Genomic DNA, 24,585 nt, shown 5'->3' with positions numbered 1-24,585 from the left:
GCACGGAAACTCCATATTGCAAACCGTTTCTAGGTTCAAGTATATGCGCCAAAATAGAAGGCATGCCATCTTTTATAGCTGTTTATGCAGCTTTTGAAAATCATCCGGCCAAGCATCTTCCACAGTAATCGTTTCTCCGCTCAGCGGATGACGGAAGGTAAGACGCTCTCCGTGCAGCGCCTGCCTGCCAAAATCAGCAGCCCGTCCCCCGTATAATACATCCCCCAATAACGGATAGCCCGCATGGCTAAGATGAACGCGAATCTGGTGCGTTCGGCCTGTTTCCAGTGTTAAATATACGAGGCTAACCGCCTTTTGACCGCTCCCCCACACTTCACCAAGTTCCACATGGGTAACCGCGCTCTGTCCGGTCGGAGAAACACGGCGACGCTGCTTGTGATGCCTGTCCTTGCCAATCGGCCAATCCAGCGTCCGCAGTGATGAAGGGACTTCACCCCGTACCAAAGCCACATAACGGCGACCGATATCCTTGGCCCGCATCTGCTCGTCCAGCTTGAGCAACGCGAATTCATTTTTGGCATACAGCACCGGGCCTGTCGTATCCGTATCCAAACGATGTACATGCCGTACTGCCGCATGGATGCCATTCATCTCATAATACGATGCGACCGCATGATCCAACGTCAGTGGGCCATCTTTTACAGCTCCGTCCGGATGTACCGCCATACCCTCCGGTTTGTGTGCGACCAGGCAAAAATCATCCTCATACAGCACCTTCAAATCGTACCAGCGAGGGGTCACGCCAAGGTCCGTAACGGGAAAAAGGGCCAGCCGCAGCCGGTCCCCCACAAGTTCAATCTGCTTTTCGTGTCGCAGTCTGCGCCACAGCTTGTCCGGTAGCTCCAAACGGTTCAGCAACCACTGATCTACAGCATCAGCGCGATTTTCACCCTCTGTGATTTCCCGTCCCGGTGTGACTTCCAGCCACGGTCCCCTTCTTTTCCAGCCGCCTTGCCAGCTCATAGACGTTTGAGCGCGCGATAGTTGGCCTCAATGGTAGCATCAATATCTTCCACCGTATGCACGCCCGACACAAACATGCCCTCAAATTGGGATGGTGCCACACTAACTCCCTCGTTCACCAATTCGGTAAAGTAACGACGAAAGTGGTCCTGATTAATTGTTTTAGCTGTATCAAAATCGACAACCTTCTCTTCCGTGAAAAATGGACAAACCATGGAGCCTACACGGTTGATCGTGACAGGTATGCCCAGCTCACGTGCATTACGTTCAAATCCGGCCTGAAGCCGTGCTGCCCGTTCTTCCAGTCGATCATATACTTCTGGCGTCAGCAATTTAAGCGTCGAATAGCCTGCTGCCATAGCCAGCGGATTTCCGCTAAGCGTACCCGCCTGATAGATCGGACCAGAAGGTGCAATCTGTTCCATAATATCGCGACGTCCGCCATAGGCACCTACAGGCAGACCTCCGCCAATGACTTTACCCAGGCATGTGAGATCCGGGGTTACACCAAAGCGACCTTGAGCTGAATGAAGTCCTACCCGAAATCCGGTCATGACTTCATCAAAAATCAGCAGGCTTCCATACTGCCGGGTTACCTCACGCAAACCTTCCAAAAATCCAGGCTGTGGCGGTACAACTCCCATATTTCCAGCGACCGGCTCGACAATAATGGCGGCAATTTCCTCGCCAAATTTTTCAAAGGCCAGTTTCACAGAAGCCAAATCATTATAAGGAACGGTGATCGTATGTGTGGCCACGGCTTCGGGTACACCCGGACTATCGGGCAGACCCAGTGTTGCCACGCCAGAGCCTGCTTTAATCAGCAAGCTGTCCGCATGACCATGATAAGAACCTTCAAATTTAAGGATTTTGCTGCGGCTCGTAAATCCGCGTGCAAGTCGAATCGCGCTCATCGTCGCCTCGGTTCCCGAGTTGACCATACGAACGATATCCACGGAAGGAACACGCTCACAAACGAGCTTCGCCATTTCGGTTTCCGCCAACGTTGGCGCTCCGAAGCTGGTTCCTTTGACAACTGCAGCCTGTAGAGCCTTAACAACCTCAGGATGTGCATGACCCATAATAAGCGGTCCCCATGAACAAACATAGTCAATATAGGATTGACCGTCGATATCATATACTCGTGATCCTTCGCCACGGTCGATATATACAGGTGTAATCCCAACAGCTTTAAAAGCCCGAACCGGACTGTTTACGCCACCCGGAATATATTGCTTTGCCTCATCAAAGGCTACTTTAGAGCGCGCATCCTCGCGCACCGTTCGTTGTTCGTTGATCATTCTGACCACTCCTGTCTTCTAAAAATACACTTATTGCTTCAACCATCTTGCCGCATCCTTGGCGGAATAGGTAATAATCATATCTGCACCCGCACGCTTCATGCTTGTCAAAATCTCCAGCACCATCGCTTTTTCATCAATCCAGCCTTGGAGGGCTGCCGCCTTGACCATCGCGTATTCGCCGCTGACGTTGTAAGCCACCAGAGGCAAATCAAACTGGTCTTTAATTGTACGCATCACGTCCAGATAGGAAAGGGATGGCTTCACCATCAGCATGTCCGCACCTTCCAGCACGTCGGATTCTGCTTCTCGCAATGCTTCACGTGCATTAGCAGGGTCCATCTGATAGGATTTGCGGTCACCAAACTGCGGCGCAGAATCTGCGGCTTCCCGGAAAGGGCCGTAAAAAGCAGACGCATATTTGACGGAATACGACATAATCGGAATATGCGAAAAGCCTTCCTCATCCAGCCCTTGTCGAATCGCTTGCACAAAACCGTCCATCATATTGGATGGCGCGATAATATCAGCGCCCGCTCTGGCTTGAGAAACAGCTGTACGCACCAGCACCTCCAGAGATTCGTCATTCAGCACTTCACCACATACCTCACCATCATGCTCATGCATGTGGACCATGCCGCAGTGCCCATGATCCGTAAACTCGCACAAACAAGTGTCAGCCACAACCAGCAGCTCGGGATAACGCGACTTGATCAGACGTGTAGCTTCCTGAACAATACCATCGTCCACAAAAGCCGAAGTCCCCAAGCTATCCTTCGTCTCCGGAATGCCAAACAGGAGCACGGCAGGAATGCCAAGCTCACTAATTTCTTTCAGTTCTTCTTCCAATTGGTCCAGAGAAAAGCGGTACACACCGGGCATGGAGCTAATTTCCTGCTTCACTCCTGTACCGAATGTTACGTAGATCGGCTGGATAAAATCAGCCGGATTCAATACCGTCTCACGCACCATGCTACGGATGGCAGCAGATTGACGCAAACGGCGATGTCTGGTAAAAGGAACACTCATGATTGCAAACCTCCAGTTTTTTTACATTCATTTGGTAAAATAAAATTATGATGTCACAGCATTCGATTGTTTCCAGTCACATAGCGATTGGATCAGACTTTCAATAGTTGCCTTTTCCGCCATGAAACTGACGGTCAGGCCCGCCTGGGTCGCTGTTTCTCCAGTGAGAGGGCCAATCACAGCGATCGTCACTCCCTCCAGCAGCGATAGCGGATCTTCGACTCCCATCTGCCTGAGTGCTTCCAGAAAAAAGGTGACTGTTGAGGAACTGGTAAAAGTAATCGCATGGATGGCACGTTCCTCAAGCAGCTTGAGCAGTTCATCATCCTGTGCGTTTGCGGCCAGCATGGTTCGATACAAATCGGCCTCAGTCACCTCAAGTCCCAGCTCTCTCAGCTTCTCCGGCAGCCAGGTCCGGGCAAGATCTCCTCTTGGCAGAAATACGTTCTGACCTGCCTGCAAATCCTGCTCAAACGCTTCGAGTAAGCCCTCTGCCTGAAAAGGACCTTCGATCTGCTCCGCTTCAATTCCGTGCGTGCGAAGTGCCGCCGCTGTAGCCGGTCCGACTGCGGCAATACGCGCCTTAAATAGCGAACGAACATCCTTGCCTTGTTCCTTCAGATGAGTGAAAAAGTATTCCACTCCGTTAACGCTGGTAAAAAACACCCAGTCGTATTCAGGCAATCGTGCAAACGCCTCAGTAATTTGTCGTTTCGTTGGCTCGTCCGTAGGGACAACCGTTTGGATGACGGGAAATTCATAAGGCTCGCCGCCAAGCTCTTCAATCCGATGAACCAGACTGCTGGCCTGTGCGCGCGCACGTGTAACCAAAATCCGCTTGCCGAACAAAGGCATATCCTCAGCCCATTTTAACTGTTCACGCTGATTAACCACTTCTCCGACGACGATGACGGCGGGAGGCTGAAAATTCGCGGCTTTCACCTTGGCCTCAATATCTGCCAGCGTACCCACCAGTGTATCCTGCTCCGCACGGGTTCCCCAACGGATCAAAGCAACGGGTGTGCTAGGCGGCTTGCCGTGCTTCATCAGTTGCTCACTAATATAGCCGATCTTCGCCACACCCATCATAAAGATCAGTGTGCCCGTTGCGTTCGTTACTTTATCCCAATGAATACTCTTATCGAGCTTGTCTGGACTTTCATGACCCGTAATGATAGACAGCGATGAGGCTATATCCCGGTGTGTGACCGGAATGCCCGCATAGGCAGGTACACTGATCGCTGATGTAATGCCGGGTACGATCTCATAGGAAATACCGTGTTTGCGCAGCAGTCCGGCTTCTTCGCCGACCCGCCCAAAAATGGTGGGGTCCCCGCCTTTGAGCCGGACGACTGTTTTTCCTTCCAGAGCCAGATCCACCAGCAACTGATTGATTTCCTCTTGCTTCATGGTGTGACGATCCGGCAGCTTGCCGACATATATTTTCTGAGCACCTGGCTTCATCAAACCTAAAAGTCGAGGGCTTGCCAGTCTGTCATAGACAATCACATCACCCAGTCGAATGCATTCCCAGCCCTTGACCGTAATCAGTCTTGCGTCTCCGGGTCCTGCACCTACTAAATATACCTTTCCCGCCATTCCATCATCCCCTCACCTGCGCCAGAATCTGTTCCGCTCCTTTGGCGATCAAGCTAGCCGCCACCGCTTCTCCCAGCTTTTGCGGATCATTTCCCTGGAGCGTTTCCTTCAAAATAACCTCGCCATCCGGCGAGCCTACCATACCCGTGAGGCGGATCTCTTGATCAACCCAGACTGCGTGGGCCCCGATCGGCACCTGGCATCCCCCGTTCAGCACGCCAAGGAAGGTTCGTTCTGCCGCAACCGTAGCCGAGGTATCCCGGTCGTTGTATAGATGCAGCAATGCGAGTAGCTCTTCATCATTGGCGCGACATTCAATACCGAGTGCTCCCTGCCCAACTGCCGGCAAACAGTCTTCCTCTGGTATATAGGACGTAATTCGGTCTTTCCAGCCCATCCGGTGCAAGCCTGCAGCCGCCAAAATGATGGCGTCAAAACCTTCAGTCTCCAGCTTTTTCAGACGGGAATCAATATTACCGCGCACAGGCTCCAATTGAAGATCAGGTCGTAATGACTTGATTTGACTGGCTCTGCGCAGGCTGCTCGTACCGACCTTTGCCCCTTGCGGCAGGTCGTCCAAGCTCTTGGACCCCAGAGTAACGAAACAATCCCGCGGGTCCTCCCGGCGCGGTACCGCGCCGTTCACCAGCCCTTCGGGCAATTCTGACGGCATATCCTTCATACTATGTACTGCCATATCAATTTCACCTGCCAACATGGCCTGTTCAATTTCTTTGACAAACAGCCCTTTGCCACCCACCTTGGACAACGTTACATCCAAAATCCGGTCGCCCTTGGTCAATATTTTTTTTACGACAAACTGCATATCCAGCCCATGCTCCGCGCACAGCACGTTCAAATCCTCAATGACATGCCCGGTCTGAGTTAGCGCAAGCGCGCTCTGTCTGCTACCTACCACAATTGTTCGCATGCTATTCCTCCTGATTTTGCGCAATCCATATGTCCATCTCTTCTTGCGTCCATGCCGTAAATTCCTGACGTCGTATTTGCTCCAAAATTCCGTTGCTCGCCAAACGTCTCAGCAGTTTCGCCCTTTGCTGCGGGGAAGATACGGTACGTTTAATCGCCTGCCTCATATCGTACATGAAATCCAGATACGGCTCGTATTCGCTACCAAACAGCGTATCCAATGCCGATGTAATTTCGGATGTAACTGCCGGACCCGCACCTGAAGTGGATACGCTGATCGTTAGCCTACCCCGTCGGATGATGCCCGGCGTTATAAAGTCCGCATCTTCCGAGCGGTCCGCCACATTTACCAGTATACCCCTTTGCACAGCCTCATGCGCAACCGTATTGTTCACTTCTCTCCGGTCGGTCGCCGCATATACAAGAAAGGCCCCCTGGAGGTCACCCTCGCGGTATACGCGATTTACCCAGTGGAGCTGCTTATGATCAGCCAGAACCTGTAAATCCGGCGTTATATTCGGACTGATGACGGTAATGAACGCCCCGCTTTCCATCAGTCCCTTTACCTTGCGTTCCGCTATCCTTCCTCCGCCCACAATACAACAGATCTTATTTTTACAATTCAGCGAAATCGGCACAAAATGTTGCAAATGGCCATTCACTCTCCTGTCCACTGATGAAATACAGACCAGGAATTCAGCAAAAAGTTAAGAATTAATAGCGTGTAGCCCACCAATGCCCACTTCGCCATCACAAGGCCCGACTTCTGATTGAATCTTTTGCTCACTAAAAATACAATATACACGCATAGAGCTATCGCTGTCATCAATACTTTCGTATCCAGTAGCAGACGCCAGCGTTCTTCAGCAATAATAGAGATGACGGCAACTACAATGGAGACCCCAAGCAAAGGAGTACCAATCAACAGCGCCATATGGGTATACCGATCCATCATTTCCAGACTCGGCAGACGCCGGATCGTATCATTCCATTTCTTGACTTTCAATTTACGATGCAAAAACAGATAGAGCCCCGAAAATACAGCCGCTACCGTCATGGCTACAAAGCCAAGATTAGCCAAAGCGATATGGATGAGAAGCAGCCCATGCACCGTATGCCAATTTCCAAGTGGATTGTCGGTGGGCTCCATCCATATATTATTGAGCACAAGAACCGCAAAGCTAATAATGTTAAGCAGCAATACCGCAAATTCCGACCGCTGATAGCGTGAGAGAATTAAAGAAATCAGGACCAAAATAAATGAAAACAGAAATAAAAAATCGTAGGTTACAAAAATAGGAAGATGTCCTTCGTTCCAGGTTCTTATTCCCATATATACAAGCTGGAGCACAAGAACGACAGCAAGAAGCCCTGTACCTGTCCGTTTGGCACTCGCATTACGGCGAATGCCATCCGAGAATACAAACAGAAGGCTCAGGGCAAAAACGTAAATCATCGAATCATATATAAGCGTGCTTAAAGCCACGTTCACTCACCCGCCTTTACAGGCCAGCCGGCGCAAACGACGCTGGCGAGGCTTGGGCCTGACCAGATTTTTCATGAATACCGGCCTCCGGTTTCATTAACGCGGATGCATCGCTTTTATCTACTTTCTGAGCGGCGTCCTCCAAACGATCCTCCAGAGCAAAAATGTGGCTAAACAGTTCAAGCGCCTCATTCCCCTGCTTTTGGACAGCCAGTTCCTTCACCGAATTGATCGGATCATGCATCATCTGGTTCAGCATGCTCTTCGTCAAGCGGCTAATCACTTTGCGTTGTCGTTCATCCAACTCGGGAAGCTTGTTGAACAAGCTTTCGAGCGTATCCTGATGCACGGACTCTGCTTTTTCCTGTAAAGCACGAATCACCGGACGCACTCCCATCGTTTTTAACCATTGATAAAACTCGCCAAGTTCTCCTTCGATCATATGCTCAATTTTGGCAGCCTCAGTACGGCGCATTTCCAAATTGCTCTCCACGATGCCTTCCAGATCATCAATATCGTAGAGAAAAACATTCTGCAATTCACCAATAGCCGGGTCCAAATCACGTGGAACCGCAATATCAATCATAAATAAAGGACGGGACCGACGACGTTTCATACTAGCTTCAACCCGCTCGCGATCCAGAATATATCCTTGTGCACCTGTGGAGCTAATGACAATGTCCACATCCGCCAACCGATTCATACCTTCCTCCATCGTGACCGGCGTTCCATGAAACTTGGAAGCCAAATCTTCCGCTCTGGATAAAGTCCGGTTCGCCACAATGACCTCGGCTGCTCCACCGCTGTACAAATGCTTAACGGTAAGCTCGCTCATTTTACCCGCGCCGAGAATCAGCACTTTTTTATCGGTAAACATCCCAAAAATTCGTTTGCCCAGTTCAACTGCTGCATAGCTGACGGATACGGCGCTTTCTCCAATGGACGTCTCCGAATGGGCACGCTTGCCCAATGTGACGGCCTGCTTAAACAGCATATTAAACCACGTTGCCGTAATTTTCTGGGATTGAGCCTGAAGAAAGGCGTTCTTCACCTGTCCCAAAATTTGTGTTTCCCCGATTACCATAGAATCCAAACCACAAGTCACACGGAACAAATGCCGGATGGCCTGCTCGTCCTCATATATATATAGATGCTGTGTAAATTGATCGCGAGGAATGCCGAACCATTGCTCCATAAAACTGCGTATAAAATAACCGCACATGTGAAGGCGGTCCACCACGACATAAATTTCAGTCCGATTGCAGGTTGCGACAATTACGCCCTCCAACACACTTTTGGTGAGTTTGAGTTGTTCCAGCGCTTTTGGCAAATCTTGTTCTCCAAATGTAAATCGCTCTCTGACTTCCACAGGCGCCGTACGATAATTCAACCCAACAACGACGATGTGCATTGCAAATTCACCTGCCTAAACTGTAATAAGAATAACCACTGTTATCATAAACTATGTTAATTATATCACAGAAGTCCGAATCTCCTCCGGCTGTTTTATGAATTGTTTATGAAAATTGGATGGCAAACTCGAACATCCAATACGTCTGTACCGTTGATATAGTTTGAGCCATTTTTAAAGCAAATAACCATGGATTAAATCCATGGTTATTCTTCGCATATGTCTTTTCCGATAGAACGCTCTCCATGGACGCCCTCTTCTTAGATTTCCGGTTGTTCCTCGTCTTCGTCATTCTCAATATAGCTGGAGATGACCGACCATAGCTCGTCCTTACCCATGCCTTCTTCAGATGAAAAGGGGATAAACAACCCCCCGGGAAGTATTCCGAGTTCCTGCTTGATTACTTTATAATGCTTTTCCCGCCGTGTTTTAGGGATTTTATCTGCCTTCGTGCCTACAACGCATACCGGAAGCCCATGATGGCGCAGCCAGTCATGCATCATAATATCATCCTTGGACGGCGGATGGCGCAAATCGACCATTTGAAGCACCAGCTTGAGCGGCTCCCGTTCCAGCAAATACGACTCAATCATTTGTCCCCAGGCTTTGCGAGACGTTTTGGATACCTTTGCGTAGCCATAACCCGGAAAATCGACGAAATAGAGATCATCATTAATCCGGTAATAATTGAGCTGCTGTGTTTTCCCCGGCGTAGAACTGGTGCGCGCCAAGTTTTTACGGCTAATCAACCGATTAATCAGTGACGACTTCCCTACATTGGAGCGCCCCGCCAGAGCAATCTCCGGCAAAGCGTCCACAGGGAACTGATCGGGGCCAACCGCGCTAATAATAAATTCTGCTTTTGTTACTTTCATCGTGTCCTTAATTCCTCTCTAATGTACCCTTGCCTGCTCAACCAAAGCATGCTTTAGCACCTGATCCATATGGGCAACGGGAACAAATTCAACATCCTGCCTGATACTGTCGGGAATATCCTTTAAATCCCGTTCATTATCCTTGGGAAGCAGAATTTTTTTATAGCCTGCCCGGTGGGCTGCCAGCGACTTCTCTTTTAATCCACCAATCGGCAGCACGCGGCCGCGCAGGGTAATTTCCCCCGTCATAGCCACATCCTTGGATACATGACGGTTGGTCAGCGCTGAAATCAATGCTGTAGCAATGGTAATTCCCGCCGATGGTCCATCCTTCGGAATCGCTCCCTCCGGAATGTGGATATGAATATCATTTTTCTCATAAAAGTCCGTAGCAATGCCCAGCTCAACCGCTTTGGAGCGAGTGTAGCTAAATGCGGCCTGCGCGGATTCCTTCATAACGTCTCCCAGCTTACCTGTAAGAATCAGCTTACCGCTGCCGGGTACGACCGTCACTTCAATCATCAGCGTTTCACCGCCGACCTCTGTCCACGCCAAGCCTGTAACCGTACCAATCTGGTCTTCCAGCTCCGCTACACCGTAACGGAATTTGGCGACGCCTAAATAATCTTTCAGATTATCCGGTGTAATTCGAATCGGGCCTTCTCCGCCGGATACCACTGACTTCGCAGCCTTGCGGCACAGAGAAGCCATTTGCTGTTCGAGATTCCGCACGCCGGATTCACGGGTATATTCGCGGATGACACGCAGCAGCGTATCCTCCCCGATGTCCAGCTGCTCCTCTTCCAAACCATGCTCTCTCTTCTGCTTGGGCAGTAGATAACGATTGGCGATTTCGAGCTTTTCCAGCTCGGTGTAACCCGGAATGTACAATGTCTCCATCCGGTCCATCAGCGGACGCGGAATATTATGCGCGGCATTGGCTGTCGTCACGAACATCACATTGGACAAGTCAAAGGGCAGCTCGACAAAATGGTCACTGAACGTATTGTTCTGTTCGGGATCAAGCACCTCCAGCAGTGCCGCCGAAGGATCACCACGAAAATCCGAAGCCATTTTATCAATCTCATCTAGCAAAAAGACCGGATTAGACGTTCCAGCCGTCTTCATTCCCTGAATGATGCGACCTGGCATCGCGCCTACATAAGTCCGGCGATGACCACGAATTTCCGCTTCATCCCGCACACCGCCCAGGGAGATGCGGACAAATTCTTTCCCCATGGACTTCGCGATGGAACGAGCCAGTGAGGTCTTGCCCACCCCCGGTGGACCTACGAGACACAGAATTGGCCCCTTAATGGTCTTCACCAGCTTGCGTACAGCCAGATACTCCAGCACCCGTTCCTTTGGCTTATCCAGTCCATAGTGATCATCATTCAGTATCTCTTCAGCCTTGACGATATCCAGATCATCATCCGTAAACTTGTTCCATGGCAAGCTTAACAGCCAATCGACGTAATTACGGATCACCCCGCCCTCGGCAGAGCTTGCAGGCATCTTCTCCAGACGGTCGATTTCCTTCTCAACCTTCTCCTTCACATGAGCGGGCAGCTCCAGCTCACTTAACTGATTGCGCAGCTCTTCTACTTCTCCTGCGCGACCTTCCTTCTCGCCAAGCTCTTTCTGGATCGCCTTCATTTGCTCACGCAGGTAATACTCCTTCTGCGTTTTCTCCATCTGTTTCTTCACGCGCTGGCTAATTTTACGTTCCAGCTCCAGTACCTCACGCTCGTTATTCAAAATATCCAGAAGCTTCTCCAGACGTTGAGTTACGTCGATCGTCTCCAAAATATCCTGCTTTTCCTTAATTTTGAGCGTCAGATGGCTTGTAATCACGTCAGCCAGCCGTCCGGGCTCCTCAATGTCGGATACCGCAGCGAGAGTTTCGGGGGTTACCTTTTTGGACAAGTTGATATAATGCTCGAACTGGGTCAAAACAGTACGCATGAGCGCATCCGTCTCGGGATGCACGTTTTCTGCCTCATGCAGCTCCTTTGCCAGTACCTCGTAATATTCCTCATTGTCCGTATATTGAATAATCTCGGCACGTTCCAGCCCTTCCACCAGCACCCGAATCGTTCCGTTGGGAAGCTTGAGCATCTGGCGCACTTTGGCTACCGTGCCGACTCGAAAAATATCCTCTTGTGCGGGTTCTTCAATATTCACTTCTGATTGAGAACACAGGAGAATCAAATTATCTTCAACCATCGCTTTTTCCAAAGCCTTGACCGATTTTTCTCGGCCCACATCGAGATGCAGAACCATGCTCGGGTAGACCAGAAGTCCTCTTAAAGGCAGCAAAGGAAAACGACGACCTTTTGTCTTGTTGGGTCCCATCGCTTTCGCACCTCCAGTGATTCTCAAGTTCCGGATTTTACAATCCTTCACGTTGTTATCTTTCATATTTTATCAAATGTTTTATGAAAAAACCAATGAAAGGGTAGTTCATTAGCAAGATCCTGTGTCCGATATCGTCCCGTTATGCGTCCCATCGGCCTGCAACAGGGAAGATTGGGATGGGCGAAAAGTCTCAATTGGCGTGTGTACAGGTAAATCTGACGTCAATTGATCTCCAAATACGTGCCGGAATACTTCCGTAACCGACTGCACCGGAATGACTTTCAAGCCTTCAATGCTGTCAAAAAGAGACTGCCAGTTGTCCTGCGGAATGATCACCTTTTTAGCTCCTGCCTGAAAAGCAGCCTCAACCTTGGCTAATACGCCGCCAATCGGTTTAATACGCCCGTGAATGCTAACCTCTCCGGTCATCGCAATTTCGTGATCCACCGGAATTCCCCGCATTGCAGAAGCAATAGCTGTTGCCATCGCAATACCTGCCGACGGGCCATCTACTGGTGTACCTCCGGGGAAATTAATATGCAAATCGTAATTCGACGGCGATAAACCGAGTGTACGCAAAACGGTCAACACATTTTCCACAGAGCCTTTGGCCATACTTTTACGCCGTAGCGTACGGGAGCCACCGCCAATCTCTTCCTCATCAACTACACCCGTAATATTATAGGTTCCCTTTCCCGCAGGAACCGGAACTGCTGTAACCTCAATCTCCAGCAGCATGCCCATATTCGGGCCATATACGGCCAAACCGTTAACAAATCCGATTTGTGGCAGACCCGGTATTTTCCGGTCAGGACGCGGTTGAATTTGGCTGCTACCTGCTACCCATTCCACATCCGAGGCGTTTAGACGTTCCCGTTTCTCCGTAAGTGCCAATCCGGCAGCAAGCTGAATCATATTGACGGCTTCCCGGCCATTTGTGGCGTAGCGCTGTACAACTTCAACCGCCTCCGGGCAAGGACCGAAGCCCAGCTTGTGGACCGCATCCTCAGCAATACGAGCAATTTCCTGCGGCTGGAGAGCACGAAAATAAATTTCCATGCACCGGGAACGAATGGCAGGCGGCAGTTCATGCGGCGAACGGGTCGTCGCACCTACCAAACGGAAATCGGCAGGCAAACCGTTTTGGAAAATATCATGGATATAAGCAGGAGTATTCGAATCTTCCGAGTTGTAGTACGCGCTCTCCAAAAGTACTTTACGATCCTCCAATACTTTCAACAACTTATTCATCTGTGTAGGGTGCAGCTCGCCAATTTCATCAATGAACAGCATGCCACCATGTGCCTTCGTTACAGCTCCGGGCTTGGGCTGCGGAATACCCGCCACCCCCATCGCTCCAGCACCCTGATAAATCGGATCATGCACCGAACCAATCAACGGGTCTGCAATACCCCGCTCGTCAAAACGGGCAGTCGTCGCATCAATCTCCGTGAATTTGGCGTCTCCCTTGAACGGGGAGGACAGGTTTTTCTTAGCCTCTTCCAGCACCACGCGTGCAGCAGCCGTCTTGCCCACTCCCGGTGGGCCATAAATAATAACATGCTGGGGGTTCGCACTGCATAACGCTGCCTTGAGCGCACGCAGTCCGTCCTTCTGACCGACAATATCCTGTAATGTGGCGGGACGAGTGCGTTCAGCCAGCGGTTTGGTTAATGAAATGGAACGCAGTTTGCGCAGTTTATCCAGTTCCTTGCGGGATTCCCTGTCCACTGCGCTGCGGTTCGTCTTCTGACTCCGCAAAAGATTCCAGAAATACAGACCGATGACAATCCCAAAAAACATTTGCACCAACAACAAAATCATAGTAAAGTCCATCGTATTTCCTCCGTTTCTCATCTCAGCATTTTGAAAAATGCCGCTAAAATGCCGTCTATGAAAAACAGTATTTCCTTTTCCCCAATAGCTAAACGGCAGTCTTCCAAAAGATCAGAGAGAAAATACAAAAACACCGTGAAGAACAGTTCTGTAGCAGAGCTGCCCTCCACGGCGTTTAAATGATGGCAATAGAATATGATTATGCCTCTTTATGGGAATCGATTTTGCCTATACCTTCTCGGCTGTATGACGTTCCTCGCGACCCGGAATTTTACCCGTCTCTTCATACGCCTTGACGATGATGTCAATTTCTTTTTTCAATTCGTCAACCATGTCAGCCTCGGGAACTTTGCGAATCATTTTTCCGTAACGGAACAGAAGTCCTTCCCCACGCGCTCCGGCAATACCGATATCGGCTTCCTTTGCTTCCCCCGGACCGTTCACCGCGCAACCCAATACCGACACTTTAATCGGCACCTTGAGTTTCGCAATATAGTCTTCGACTTCGTTGGCGATAGAGAACAGATCAATATCCAGACGTCCACAAGTCGGACAGGAAATCAAAGTCGCAGCATTCGTGATCAGCCCAAAGGTTTTGAGCAGTTCCCGCGCAACCTTCACTTCTTCAACTGGATCGGCACTCAGCGAAATACGCATGGTCGAGCCAATGCCCGCTGCCAGCAAGGCACCCATTCCCGCTGCACTCTTAACGGTTCCGGTAAAGAGGGTACCCGCTTCGGTAATACCCAAGTGTAGCGGATATTTGATGATTTCGGCTGCCTTCGTATAAGCAGCAATCGCCATAGGCACATCAGATGCTTTCAGCGACACGATAATATCGTGAAAATCAAGCTCTTCCAGTATACCGATATGATACAGTGCGCTTTCTACCATCGCTTCCGGCGTAGGATAGCCGTACTTATCCAGCAAATGCTGTTCCAATGACCCGGCATTCACACCAATCCGAATCGGAATTCCCTTTTCCTTGCATGCCTTAACGACAGCTTCCACTTTTTCACGACGACCAATGTTCCCGGGATTGATACGAACCTTGTCAATTCCGTTTTCAATCGCCAGCAAGGCCAGCTTGTGGTTAAAGTGAATATCCGCTACGAGCGGAATATGGATCTGTTTTTTGATTTCCTTAATGGCTGCAGCAGCTTCCTCATTGTTGACGGTGACCCGTACAAGTTGGCAACCAGCCTCTTCCAAACGGAGAATTTCAGCGACGGTAGCTTCCACATCTGCTGTTTTGGTCGTACACATGCTTTGGATGATGACTTCATTGCTGCCGCCAATCGTCAGGTTCCCGACTTTAACGGGACGCGTGTCTTGTCTTAAGAACATGTACTTTTCTCTCCCATTAACACCAAACCTCCACCCCATAAAACCTCATATGGGTTTAGTGAAGTGGAGATCCGGCTTCTCATGTTTTAGAGATCGCGAAGTATCAATCCTTAGGCGCTCTCTTCTTGTTTTTTATCCTTATCTGTACCACCGAGTTCCGGTGCGATTTTATCTTTTACAACCTGCTCATTGATGACGCAAGTCGTGATATCATCACGGGAAGGAACCTCATACATCACATCCAGCATAATGCCTTCAATGATCGCACGAAGACCACGGGCACCCGTGTTACGCTTGATGGCTTCACGGGCAATGGCTTCCAGAGCATCTTGCTTAAACTCCAAAGTAACATTATCCAGTTCAAGCATCTTCTGATACTGCTTGACTAACGCATTTTTCGGCTCAGACAAAATACGAACCAACGTATTCTCATCAAGCGGCTCCAGCGTAGAAATAACCGGCAAACGTCCTACAAACTCCGGAATCAGACCGAATTTCAAAAGATCCTCAGGCAATACCATAGAAGTATATTCACCCGGTTTCAAATCCTTTTGATCTGTAGTCGCATTAAAACCGATGACTTTCTTGCCAACACGACGTTTGATCATTTGCTCCAGACCGTCAAAGGCACCGCCGCAAATGAACAGGATGTTCGTCGTATCAATTTGAATGAACTCTTGATGAGGATGCTTACGACCACCTTGTGGAGGTACAGAAGCAACCGTGCCTTCCAAAATTTTAAGCAATGCCTGCTGTACACCTTCACCCGATACATCACGTGTAATGGATGGGTTTTCGGATTTGCGGGCTACTTTATCAATTTCGTCGATGTAGATAATGCCACGTTCAGCTTTTTCCACATCATAATCGGCAGCTTGAATCAATTTCAGCAAAATGTTTTCAACGTCTTCGCCCACATAACCCGCTTCCGTAAGGGAAGTAGCATCTGCGATGGCAAAAGGAACGTTCAAAATTTTAGCCATGGTTTGCGCAAGCAACGTTTTACCTGAACCTGTAGGTCCGAGCATCAAGATGTTACTTTTTTGCAGTTCCACATCATCAATTTTGTTTTGCGTATTAATACGTTTGTAGTGGTTATACACCGCTACGGACAATGACTTTTTCGCTTGATCCTGACCAATTACATATTGATCGAGAATGTCACGGATTTGCATTGGTTTCGGAATGTCTTTCAGATCTACTTCTTCCTCATGACCCAGTTCCTCTTCCACGATTTCCGTGCACAACTCAATGCATTCGTCACATATATATACGCCTGGTCCGGCAACTAGCTTGCGAACCTGATCCTGAGATTTACCGCAGAAGGAACATTTCAGTTGTCCTTTTTCATCATTAAATTTAAACATAGAGCCACCCCTTTACAGATTAATCGGTCTAGACAGCACCTGGTCAATGATACCGTATGCTTTTGCCTCTTCCGCTTCCATGAAGAAATCCCGGTCAGTATCACGTTCGATTTTTTCGAGGGGCTGACCCGTACGCTCTACATAGATTTGATTCAGCTTGGCACGCGTTTTGAGAATCCAGTCCGCATGGATCAGCATATCGGAGGCTTGCCCCTGAATGCCACCCAACGGCTGATGGATCATGACTTCGCTGTTAGTAAGCGCAAATCTCTTTCCTGGAGCACCTGCTGTGAGCAGCAAAGAGCCCATACTTGCAGCCATGCCTACACAGATCGTCGATACATCCGGCTTAATGAATTGCATTGTATCATATATACCCATGCCCGCAGTTACAGAACCGCCCGGCGAGTTAATGTACAAATTAATATCCTTCTCCGGATCTTCCGCAGAAAGGAACAATAGCTGTGCAATGACGAGATTGGCGACATCGTCATCAATCGGGCCACTCAGGAAAATGATGCGATCCTTAAGCAACCGCGAGTAAATATCGTAAGATCGTTCTCCTCGATTCGTTTGTTCCACAACCATAGGGACGAGACTCATCACGACCAACCTCTTTTCTTTATTAAAATGAACACCAGTATTCATCCACTTCCTTAAGTCCCATTAAAACGGAAGCAGCAAGCATGAAACGGGAACACCTTACAAAATATTTTAACATGTTCAGAGTCTCGTGTCATATTTCCATCCGCTCATATATGCAGTGCGGGCTGTTGTACAACGTACTTAGCCGAGACCTTCTCATATTTAACCATGTTTCGTATGTATGTGCAAATGTACAGCAGTGACTTATGTACAACAATAAAGCGCAACTCACAGCACTTTCCATAAACGACTAAAATATGGATTGCCCAAGTTAAAAATAAGGCACGTAACTTTCACTACGTGCCTTATCCCTATCTAATTGCTACGTTGCAGCCTGTTCGGCATACCTCGTATATTTTATCGTTTGAATTACTCGGCAGCTTCAGCTGGCGCTTCAACTTCTTTGCTGTTTTCCAACAACAAAGCGATCGTTTTGCGCAGTGAAATTTCTTCTTTCAGGTTTGCGAACGAGCCGTTACCTTCCAGAATACCGCGAATTTCTTCAACCGAACGTTTGTAAGCTTCAGCCATGTTTTTCAGCTCTTCATCAATTTCCGCTTCGGAAACTTCGATGTTTTCCGCTTTTGCCACTTGCTCCAGCACGAGGTTGTTGCGTACACGCTTCTCAGCATCCACTTTCATTTGCGCTTCCAGATCTTCCTGGCTTTGGCCGGAGAATCCGAGGAACATTTCAAGATTCATGCCTTGGCTGCGCAGACGGTTGTCGAAATCGCGAACCATGTTTTGCAGTTCACTTTTGATCATGGCTTCAGGAATGTCGATTGTTGCGTTCTCAGCAACTTTCTCAACTACTGCACCCTCACGGGCAGCTTTAGCTTCGTTTTCCTTACGCTCCAGCAGTTGCTTTTTCAAGTCTTCCTTGAATTCAGCCAGTGTATCAAATTCGCTTACGTCTTTAGCAAATTCATCATCCAGCTCAGGAAGAACTTTGCGTTTCAGTTCATGAACCTTCACTTTGAAGACTGCTTGTTTGCCAGCGAGATCAGCCGAATGATAGTTCTCAGGGAACGTTACTTCAACGTCCTTGGAATCGCCTGTGTGCAAACCGATCACTTGCTCTTCAAAGCCAGGAATGAACGTATTGGAGCCCAGCTCCAGAGAATACTTCTCAGCTTGTCCGCCTTCGAATGGAACGCCATCCACAGAACCGTCAAAGTCGATAATAGCCGTATCGCCGGATTGTGCAGCATCTTCATCAACGACAACCAACTCGGCATGACGTTGTTGCAAACGCTCCAGCTCTTGAGCCAGCTCTTCGTCAGTTACTTCGAGTTTGCTTACAGGCACTTCTACACCTTTGTACTCACCCAAAGTCACTTCAGGCTTAACAGTAACCTTGGCTTTGAATTTGAAAGATTCGCCTTTAGCGAATTGATCAATTTCAACGTCAGGGCTGTCTACCGGGAAAATATCCGTTTTTTCTACAGCTTGGCTGTAGGCTTCTGGCAGCAGGAAGTCAATTGCATCCTGATACAAGCTTTCAATACCATAACGCTTTTCAAAAATAGGACGTGGTACTTTACCTTTACGGAATCCTGGTACACTTACTTGTTTAGCCACTTTATTAAAAGCTTTGTCGAGTGCAGCGGCTACACGATCCGCGTCAACCTCAACTTCAAGAACCCCAAGGTTCTTCTCTATTTTCTCCCAAGTTGCTTTCATTTTATGCTTTCCCCTCCAACAAAATCTTCACTTAGTTTTCATACGATCAACGCACACAAAATAACCACTATAGTATATCTAACATTACTATCTTTTTCAAGGGCAGCCCCTTGAATGCTTCACAAGTAACCGTTTCCGGCCGTTATGGAGTGTTCATTCCCGCCGCTACGAATAGACGCATCGACCGATATACCTGCTCAAAACGGAAGCGCAACGCATCGGTAATGCCATATATAGCACGGGTTTCTTCCTCATCCTTGTTGCCGCTCAGACTCTCCGATACCGTCTGATGGAGTGCTGCCGCCCAAATATCCGGCATCCCGTCCTCCTCCACCAGCATTGACCTGTAATCTTTCGTACCGTACACCGCCATCACAAACTGCGACCATAGCTCCTGCGCAAAATAGAACAGCGTAGGCTCATGCACTTCAGTCTGATCGGCCACCCGCTCCAGAATACGCATAATCGGTTCAGGAAATTCATCCGGCCGCAACGGAATAGACTCAATCTCGATTTCTGCCTTCTCATCTCCCCGGCTGATTTCGATCGTCCCTTCCATTCCGCGTCGTCGTAGTGTCTGCAAAACACGGAATTGAAGCAGAGGGTGGATTTCCCGTTCCTTAATCCAGTTAAGCAGTGCATCGTCGATTTCCGGCAGATCCAGATAAGACAGTTGTTCCAGCGCTAAAATCGTCTGTTCCGACAACGGTTCATCCATAGCCATACGTAGCAACTTGTTGCCGTAGCCTGCATCCTGCTCCTGCTTGAAGCGCGCATTTCGGCGGGCCAGCTCTGCTTCACTGACCTCATCTTCTTCCGCAGCGTCCGTTTCCGCCCCTCTGTCAGCATATTGTGGAAACGCGGCTTCCAGCCATTGTAAAAGGGCATCCCACTCTTCGTATTGCTTCTGTTCCTGTCCCTGACATTGCATCAAAAAACGCAGCATCGCCATCGCCTCTCCGTAACGTTCGTTTTCAAGCATTACAGTGAGTTGAATTTGATAGTAATCCAGTGTCTTCGGAAACAAAACAATATTATTTTCTTTTGTCGTCACCTTGGAGTCCTTTATTCAAGGCACCCCCTCTCCACCGCAAGCTAAAGTATTTGTAGATTATATGAGAAACAGCGGCCGAAGTCCAACCTCTCGTCTTCCACATATTCACCTGTATTCTAACATACCCTTTTATGAGGCAAAAAAAACGATAGCTACTTTGATTTTTATGCTAAAGAAAGCCTGAATTCCGGATATATGCGAAATAAAGCTTGAATCTTTTTTATCCATGTGATATATTAATGTTCGCTTGAATTTTATGTCCCAGTAGCTCAGCTGGATAGAGCAACGGCCTTCTAAGCCGTCGGTCGGGGGTTCGAATCCCTCCTGGGACGTTATCGTGAGAAGCTTCCGTAAGGGAGCTTTTTTTCGTTTCACAACCCCCGCACAAAAATATATATTCTATTCTAATGTAGAAAAGTTCGTATCCACTTCAAAAAAACGCTGAGAATGCTATCATCTAATGTTAAATATTTTCCGACGAGCATGAACTGACGAAGTGCCACAGAAATAAAGCAGTATGCTTACATGTTTGGTACGGCAAGGGAGAATTAATAAATGAAAATCATATCTTGGAATGTCAATGGTTTAAGAGCTTGTGTGACCAAAGGATTTTATACCTATGTAAAAGAAACAGATGCCGATATATTTTGCGTGCAGGAAACCAAGCTTCAAGAGGGACAAATTGTCATGGAGAACATGGACGAATACACGCAGTATTGGAATTATGCTGATAAAAAGGGATATTCCGGCACCGCTATTTTCACCAAAATCAAACCGCTTTCCGTACATTATGGCCTGGAAGAAAATGAAGAGCCGGAAGGTAGAACCATTACTCTGGAATTTGAGAAGTTCTATCTGGTCAATGTGTACACACCGAATACCAAACGGGATTTGTCCAGACTGCCTTACAGACTGGAATGGGAAGACCGATTCCGCAGCTATCTGCAACAGCTGGATACGTTGAAGCCTGTCATTGTTTGCGGCGATTTGAACGTGGCTCATCAGGAAATTGACCTGAAAAATGCGAAAGCCAACCACGGAAATGCCGGATTTACGCCTGAGGAACGTGACAGAATGTCGCAGTTGCTGAGCGCTGGATTTATAGATACTTTTAGACACTTTTATCCCGACCGAACGGATGTTTATTCCTGGTGGTCCTACATGCCGAAGGTGAGAGAACGGAATATCGGCTGGCGAATCGACTACTTTCTCGTCTCGGACAGACTTCGCCCGTTGTTGTCAGATGCGAAGATTGATTGCCATATTACAGGCAGCGATCACTGTCCCGTTATACTAGAATTGCAGGATATTTGAGCGTAATCACTCCAGCTTCAATACCGGAGGCTTATGGAATTGGAATAGGCCGCCAAGCTGATATTACAGCAATGGCGGCCACTTTTATGATCACAAAACAAAGTGCAAATAAGAGCTACAGCCCTAGGTACACCTCAATACGCGAAACCAACCCATTTCTCACGTCCTGTGCCTCTTGTTGTTCCAACACTGATCTGTTTATGGTCTTTCTCTCGCCGCTGGCGTAATACAGTAAATACTTGGCCACCTCGCTGTCCGGCGAATAGGTATCCTTGCGCTCCACGTTGACATAAGTCACCTGACAGCTTCCGAGAAAGCAGAAAGACAACTCACCCGCATCTGTAAACAACCAGCCCGGTAGCTTAGGCTTCAGCTTCAAGGATAGGCCCCTATGATCATAGCCAAACGGTTTCCCGCCCGTCATCATCCATATCCACATATGAATAAATTCTGCCGTAGATCCACTCAGTCTCGCAATATATCCCGTTCCATGCAAACTCGCGTCCGGATTAGCGCTACTAGAAATAAATGAACTATTCTCCAACGTATTTCTTCCATAGATCTCAGGGTCCATAAAAGGGGGCATCGCCTTTTTCATATCAGCGAAAAATTCAGAATAAAGTCCCGATCTTAAACACTCCAATAAATATTTATATTCCATATGCATAAATATGGATTCGTTTTCCAGCCAACCCGGCGTAAAGGCTCTGGAACGACCGAGTTCAAACGGCTGCCCCGTCAGACTTTCATTTACCTTGTACATACCCAGCTTCCCGTCATAAAGCTCGCTATGTCTGATTCGTTGGTACAGCTTCCTTCCGTCTGCAATGTCACCGATAACCTTCATAGCCCGAGTCGGTCCTTCCAGAAAATAAGGTATATCCTTGCGTTCAAAGGAATGTATATCTACGAGCTTGCTCCCGTTCTTATCGTCCTGTACTTCAAACTCTCTGGCTTCATAAAAAAAGAAGGTTGGGTATATCCCCTTTCCTATAAGCAGAGCCCTGTCCATCCCTTGTTGAAGCTTGCGTTCAGCTTGATGTAAAAAGACCACTACACTGTTAAGCGATAATAGCGTTTCTGTTCCTTCAAAGCCAAAACGAACCGCCTCTCGGTATGCCTCTCGGGCATCTGAAATCCGTGACCAAAACTGATAATCCTTACGTCCATTTCCAGCCCCAGTCTCATCAGAGTCGAGATTGTACTCCTCAACTGCGGATTGGAGTTGCCCGATCAGCTCAGCGACCTCATGTGGCACTCGCAACACAGAATCTCCCGAAAGCTTCTCCTGTGCGCCAATTAAAAATCGGACGACTCGCTGTAATTCACACAGTTCACTGAAACCGGAAGCAAACAGCCCCGGGAGTCCGTTCATGGAATCATTCCACCCCGGCTTGCCCGCTTCCATCTCAATTCCCAAGCCCTCCGGGTCGAGCGTGGACAGCTTAATAGCAACCAAGGACAGAAGCTTTTCATATAAATTGGACTTGTAAATCTCGCCGCTTCCCAATCTGGTTCGCACCCAATGGACATCGCGCTCCCTTGCGCGAAGCTGTGCTTCCTTCTCCTTGCTTTCTATAACTGCCCCGTGCTGGCGAATGCGCCCATCAGACATCTGCACGTATTTATTTCGCCGCGGCTGAACCCATGCTGGACTGTCATAATACATATACTCCCTGGTGGTGAGCAACAGTTCCTCCAACTTGTCTGGAAAAATATTTAGGTAGCTTTCGATCAAATCCATGTTATAAGTCCAGTGGTCAATCCAGTAGCCTTCACCAAAATCAGCCTCATAGGATTGCTGCGAATGCTTGAGAGCTTCGATCATAAACGTCTCCATGCTTTGCTTAAGCCCTATATTACAGTGAATAATATGATGAATCAGTTCTCCCGGCGTGTATGACGATTGGAAGAATGTACGCATGGAAGGATGATCGATAGCCTCTACCTGTTCCAGCAACGGTTCGACTTCCCGCACTTGAAAGCTGCATCCCTTAACGACAAGAGGATTATAACCGTCCGGCTGAATCAGGCACATGAACATTCGTATATTGAAATCTCCCACACCGGGATTAAACCAAACATCATTTCTCCGGTTCTGATTGGCATCGCGAAAGTTGCCATTCCCCTGAGAATAGTATCCCGCCTGGAGCTTAAAGAAATTATAGTCTCTTTCCAAGTCCCCATGCTTGCGCGAATATACATGATACACAAAGGGATGTTCCTTGCCATTGTCGAGCAACAGGGGATAACCACCGCGCAGCAGGTTGTCCAGATAGTTCTGGCGGCAGTATTCGTCAAACAACGGAATCGACGTCTGCGTTGCCATAGGGTCCGTCAATCCCTCGGTAAGTGCTGCGGCTTCCTTGGCCTTCTGCTTGATATACGGCATGGTTGCTATTTCCCTAATACGTTCATTTAAAGTTTGAATAGCTTTCACATGTCCGATGACGGTGCAGTGGTTTACGGCTGTACCTGCCGCCAACCGAGCTGTATACCCGTTAAATCCGCATGGCACTTTGTTCGTCGTTACAGGATGCTGTGAAACCAGTTCTTCCACAGAGGTATGGATAAAGTGAACAGGGAAAGTCAGGGACGTATTTTCACCAAATATAATAGACGGGTCAACAATCGGACTCAATAGCCTTGTCTCACCCTCCTGTTCCACAAAGCTATACATAAAATGGCCCGCTTCAATTTGATGAACCTCACTTGTATCCGCTGTACTTCCACGCACCTTATAATAAGGAATACGGTGCTCCAGATTATATACGTCCATCCAGCTTTTCAGAGTATGTCCAAGCTCCTTATACGCCGCATTGTCAATGCCGAAAGGCAGTACGGCAGGCATACCGTCCAGTACCTCAAGTTCTAGCTCCTCCTCGGAATGATTGACGATCTCCACCTTTCGCGCTATTGCAGCGTGGCTTTCATTGGGAATTGTGAAATATTGCACTCTTACCTCCAGCCCCGTGTCCGGGTCTGTGCTGTGAATCTCCAGCATGTGACGAGAAATCAACATTTTTTGCCGTTCACGTTCCAATGGACGCACAGCCGAGAAAGGTTCGATATAGTCCCACTCTCCCTGCCTTTTCACCTTTAAAAACGTTCGGAAACCGTGTATCGGCACAAGACTGTAGCTGCGGTTGGCTGGAAAAAATTCCATAATGGCTCCATTTTTATCTTCCACACCAAAGCTTGCGATTCCCTGCCCACGGTTAACATAATAGGCCCACATCGGAATCCCCTGAACACCGGCAATACCAGGTAAAAAACTGGAAAAGGGTTTGGCTTGCGCATAATTTTCAATCACAAAACGCCCTTGATCGTCAAAATAATACTTTTGCATCGTATACCCCTTTTCTG

At 48.4% G+C, this 24,585-nt stretch carries 18 protein-coding genes and 1 tRNA gene; 2 read left to right on the top strand and 17 right to left on the bottom strand.

Going from position 1 to position 24,585, the window contains the following annotated elements; genetic code table 11:
* Positions 1-72: 72 nt before the first annotated feature.
* From ACQ4MX_RS21860 to ACQ4MX_RS21785, 16 genes are all read right to left on the bottom strand, one after another.
* Positions 73-984 carry an RluA family pseudouridine synthase gene (locus ACQ4MX_RS21860; RefSeq protein ID WP_431087289.1) on the bottom strand — a complete coding sequence of 304 codons (912 nt, stop codon included), beginning with the start codon at positions 982-984 and terminating at the stop codon, positions 73-75.
* Positions 981-2,285: a glutamate-1-semialdehyde 2,1-aminomutase gene (gene hemL / locus ACQ4MX_RS21855; protein ID WP_431087288.1), complete on the bottom strand. Its 1,305-nt coding sequence runs from the start codon at positions 2,283-2,285 to the stop codon at positions 981-983. The genes ACQ4MX_RS21860 and hemL overlap by 4 nt, the downstream gene beginning before the upstream one ends.
* Before the next feature lie 30 nt (positions 2,286-2,315).
* Complete coding sequence (hemB, locus tag ACQ4MX_RS21850; protein ID WP_431087287.1) at positions 2,316-3,314, bottom strand: porphobilinogen synthase; 999 nt, start codon at positions 3,312-3,314, stop codon at positions 2,316-2,318.
* 45 nt (positions 3,315-3,359) lie between these two features.
* Complete coding sequence (cobA, locus tag ACQ4MX_RS21845; RefSeq protein WP_431087286.1) at positions 3,360-4,913, bottom strand: uroporphyrinogen-III C-methyltransferase; 1,554 nt, start codon at positions 4,911-4,913, stop codon at positions 3,360-3,362.
* A 4-nt stretch (positions 4,914-4,917) separates the two neighbouring features.
* Positions 4,918-5,844: a hydroxymethylbilane synthase gene (gene hemC, locus ACQ4MX_RS21840; protein WP_134913026.1), complete on the bottom strand. Its 927-nt coding sequence runs from the start codon at positions 5,842-5,844 to the stop codon at positions 4,918-4,920.
* A 1-nt stretch (position 5,845) separates the two neighbouring features.
* On the bottom strand, positions 5,846-6,493 hold the full coding sequence (locus ACQ4MX_RS21835; RefSeq protein WP_431087285.1) for a precorrin-2 dehydrogenase/sirohydrochlorin ferrochelatase family protein: 648 nt from the start codon (positions 6,491-6,493) through the stop codon (positions 5,846-5,848).
* A gap of 8 nt (positions 6,494-6,501) precedes the next feature.
* Complete coding sequence (gene ccsA, locus ACQ4MX_RS21830; RefSeq protein ID WP_431087284.1) at positions 6,502-7,329, bottom strand: cytochrome c biogenesis protein CcsA; 828 nt, start codon at positions 7,327-7,329, stop codon at positions 6,502-6,504.
* Between the two features lie 16 nt (positions 7,330-7,345).
* Entirely contained in the window at positions 7,346-8,740 is a 1,395-nt protein-coding gene (hemA, locus tag ACQ4MX_RS21825; RefSeq protein ID WP_431087283.1) for a glutamyl-tRNA reductase, read from the bottom strand.
* A gap of 260 nt (positions 8,741-9,000) precedes the next feature.
* Positions 9,001-9,615, bottom strand: a complete 615-nt coding sequence (yihA, locus tag ACQ4MX_RS21820) for a ribosome biogenesis GTP-binding protein YihA/YsxC (protein WP_014277608.1) — start codon at positions 9,613-9,615, stop codon at positions 9,001-9,003.
* Between the two features lie 18 nt (positions 9,616-9,633).
* A complete protein-coding gene (gene lon / locus ACQ4MX_RS21815; protein ID WP_431087282.1) occupies positions 9,634-11,970 on the bottom strand; it encodes an endopeptidase La in 2,337 nt (778 codons plus the stop codon).
* 111 nt (positions 11,971-12,081) lie between these two features.
* Positions 12,082-13,809, bottom strand: coding sequence for an ATP-dependent protease LonB (gene lonB / locus ACQ4MX_RS21810; protein ID WP_044645653.1), 1,728 nt, complete (start codon positions 13,807-13,809; stop codon positions 12,082-12,084).
* A 228-nt stretch (positions 13,810-14,037) separates the two neighbouring features.
* A complete protein-coding gene (ispG, locus tag ACQ4MX_RS21805) occupies positions 14,038-15,156 on the bottom strand; it encodes a flavodoxin-dependent (E)-4-hydroxy-3-methylbut-2-enyl-diphosphate synthase (protein ID WP_134913021.1) in 1,119 nt (372 codons plus the stop codon).
* A 110-nt stretch (positions 15,157-15,266) separates the two neighbouring features.
* A complete protein-coding gene (gene clpX, locus ACQ4MX_RS21800) occupies positions 15,267-16,523 on the bottom strand; it encodes an ATP-dependent protease ATP-binding subunit ClpX (RefSeq protein WP_025684004.1) in 1,257 nt (418 codons plus the stop codon).
* Between the two features lie 12 nt (positions 16,524-16,535).
* Positions 16,536-17,126: an ATP-dependent Clp endopeptidase proteolytic subunit ClpP gene (clpP, locus tag ACQ4MX_RS21795; protein ID WP_431087281.1), complete on the bottom strand. Its 591-nt coding sequence runs from the start codon at positions 17,124-17,126 to the stop codon at positions 16,536-16,538.
* 411 nt (positions 17,127-17,537) lie between these two features.
* Positions 17,538-18,851, bottom strand: a complete 1,314-nt coding sequence (gene tig, locus ACQ4MX_RS21790; RefSeq protein WP_431087280.1) for a trigger factor — start codon at positions 18,849-18,851, stop codon at positions 17,538-17,540.
* A gap of 142 nt (positions 18,852-18,993) precedes the next feature.
* A complete protein-coding gene (locus tag ACQ4MX_RS21785; protein ID WP_431087279.1) occupies positions 18,994-19,905 on the bottom strand; it encodes a hypothetical protein in 912 nt (303 codons plus the stop codon).
* Positions 19,906-20,163: 258 nt separating this feature from the next.
* Between ACQ4MX_RS21785 and ACQ4MX_RS21780 the strand changes: the two genes are divergently transcribed.
* Positions 20,164-20,237: transfer RNA gene (locus ACQ4MX_RS21780), tRNA-Arg, on the top strand.
* A 223-nt stretch (positions 20,238-20,460) separates the two neighbouring features.
* Positions 20,461-21,219 carry an exodeoxyribonuclease III gene (locus ACQ4MX_RS21775; RefSeq protein WP_431087278.1) on the top strand — a complete coding sequence of 253 codons (759 nt, stop codon included), beginning with the start codon at positions 20,461-20,463 and terminating at the stop codon, positions 21,217-21,219.
* Between the two features lie 115 nt (positions 21,220-21,334).
* Here the strand turns inward: ACQ4MX_RS21775 and ACQ4MX_RS21770 are convergent, their stop codons facing one another.
* Positions 21,335-24,568, bottom strand: a complete 3,234-nt coding sequence (locus ACQ4MX_RS21770; protein WP_431087277.1) for a cellobiose phosphorylase — start codon at positions 24,566-24,568, stop codon at positions 21,335-21,337.
* Positions 24,569-24,585: the final 17 nt, after the last annotated feature.

Origin of the sequence: Paenibacillus sp. 8b26, assembly GCF_050626875.1 — a bacterium.
In the GTDB taxonomy this organism is placed as follows: Bacteria; Bacillota; Bacilli; order Paenibacillales; family Paenibacillaceae; genus Paenibacillus.
Note: the sequence above shows the minus strand (reverse complement) of the source record. Positions and strands in the feature narration are given on the sequence as shown.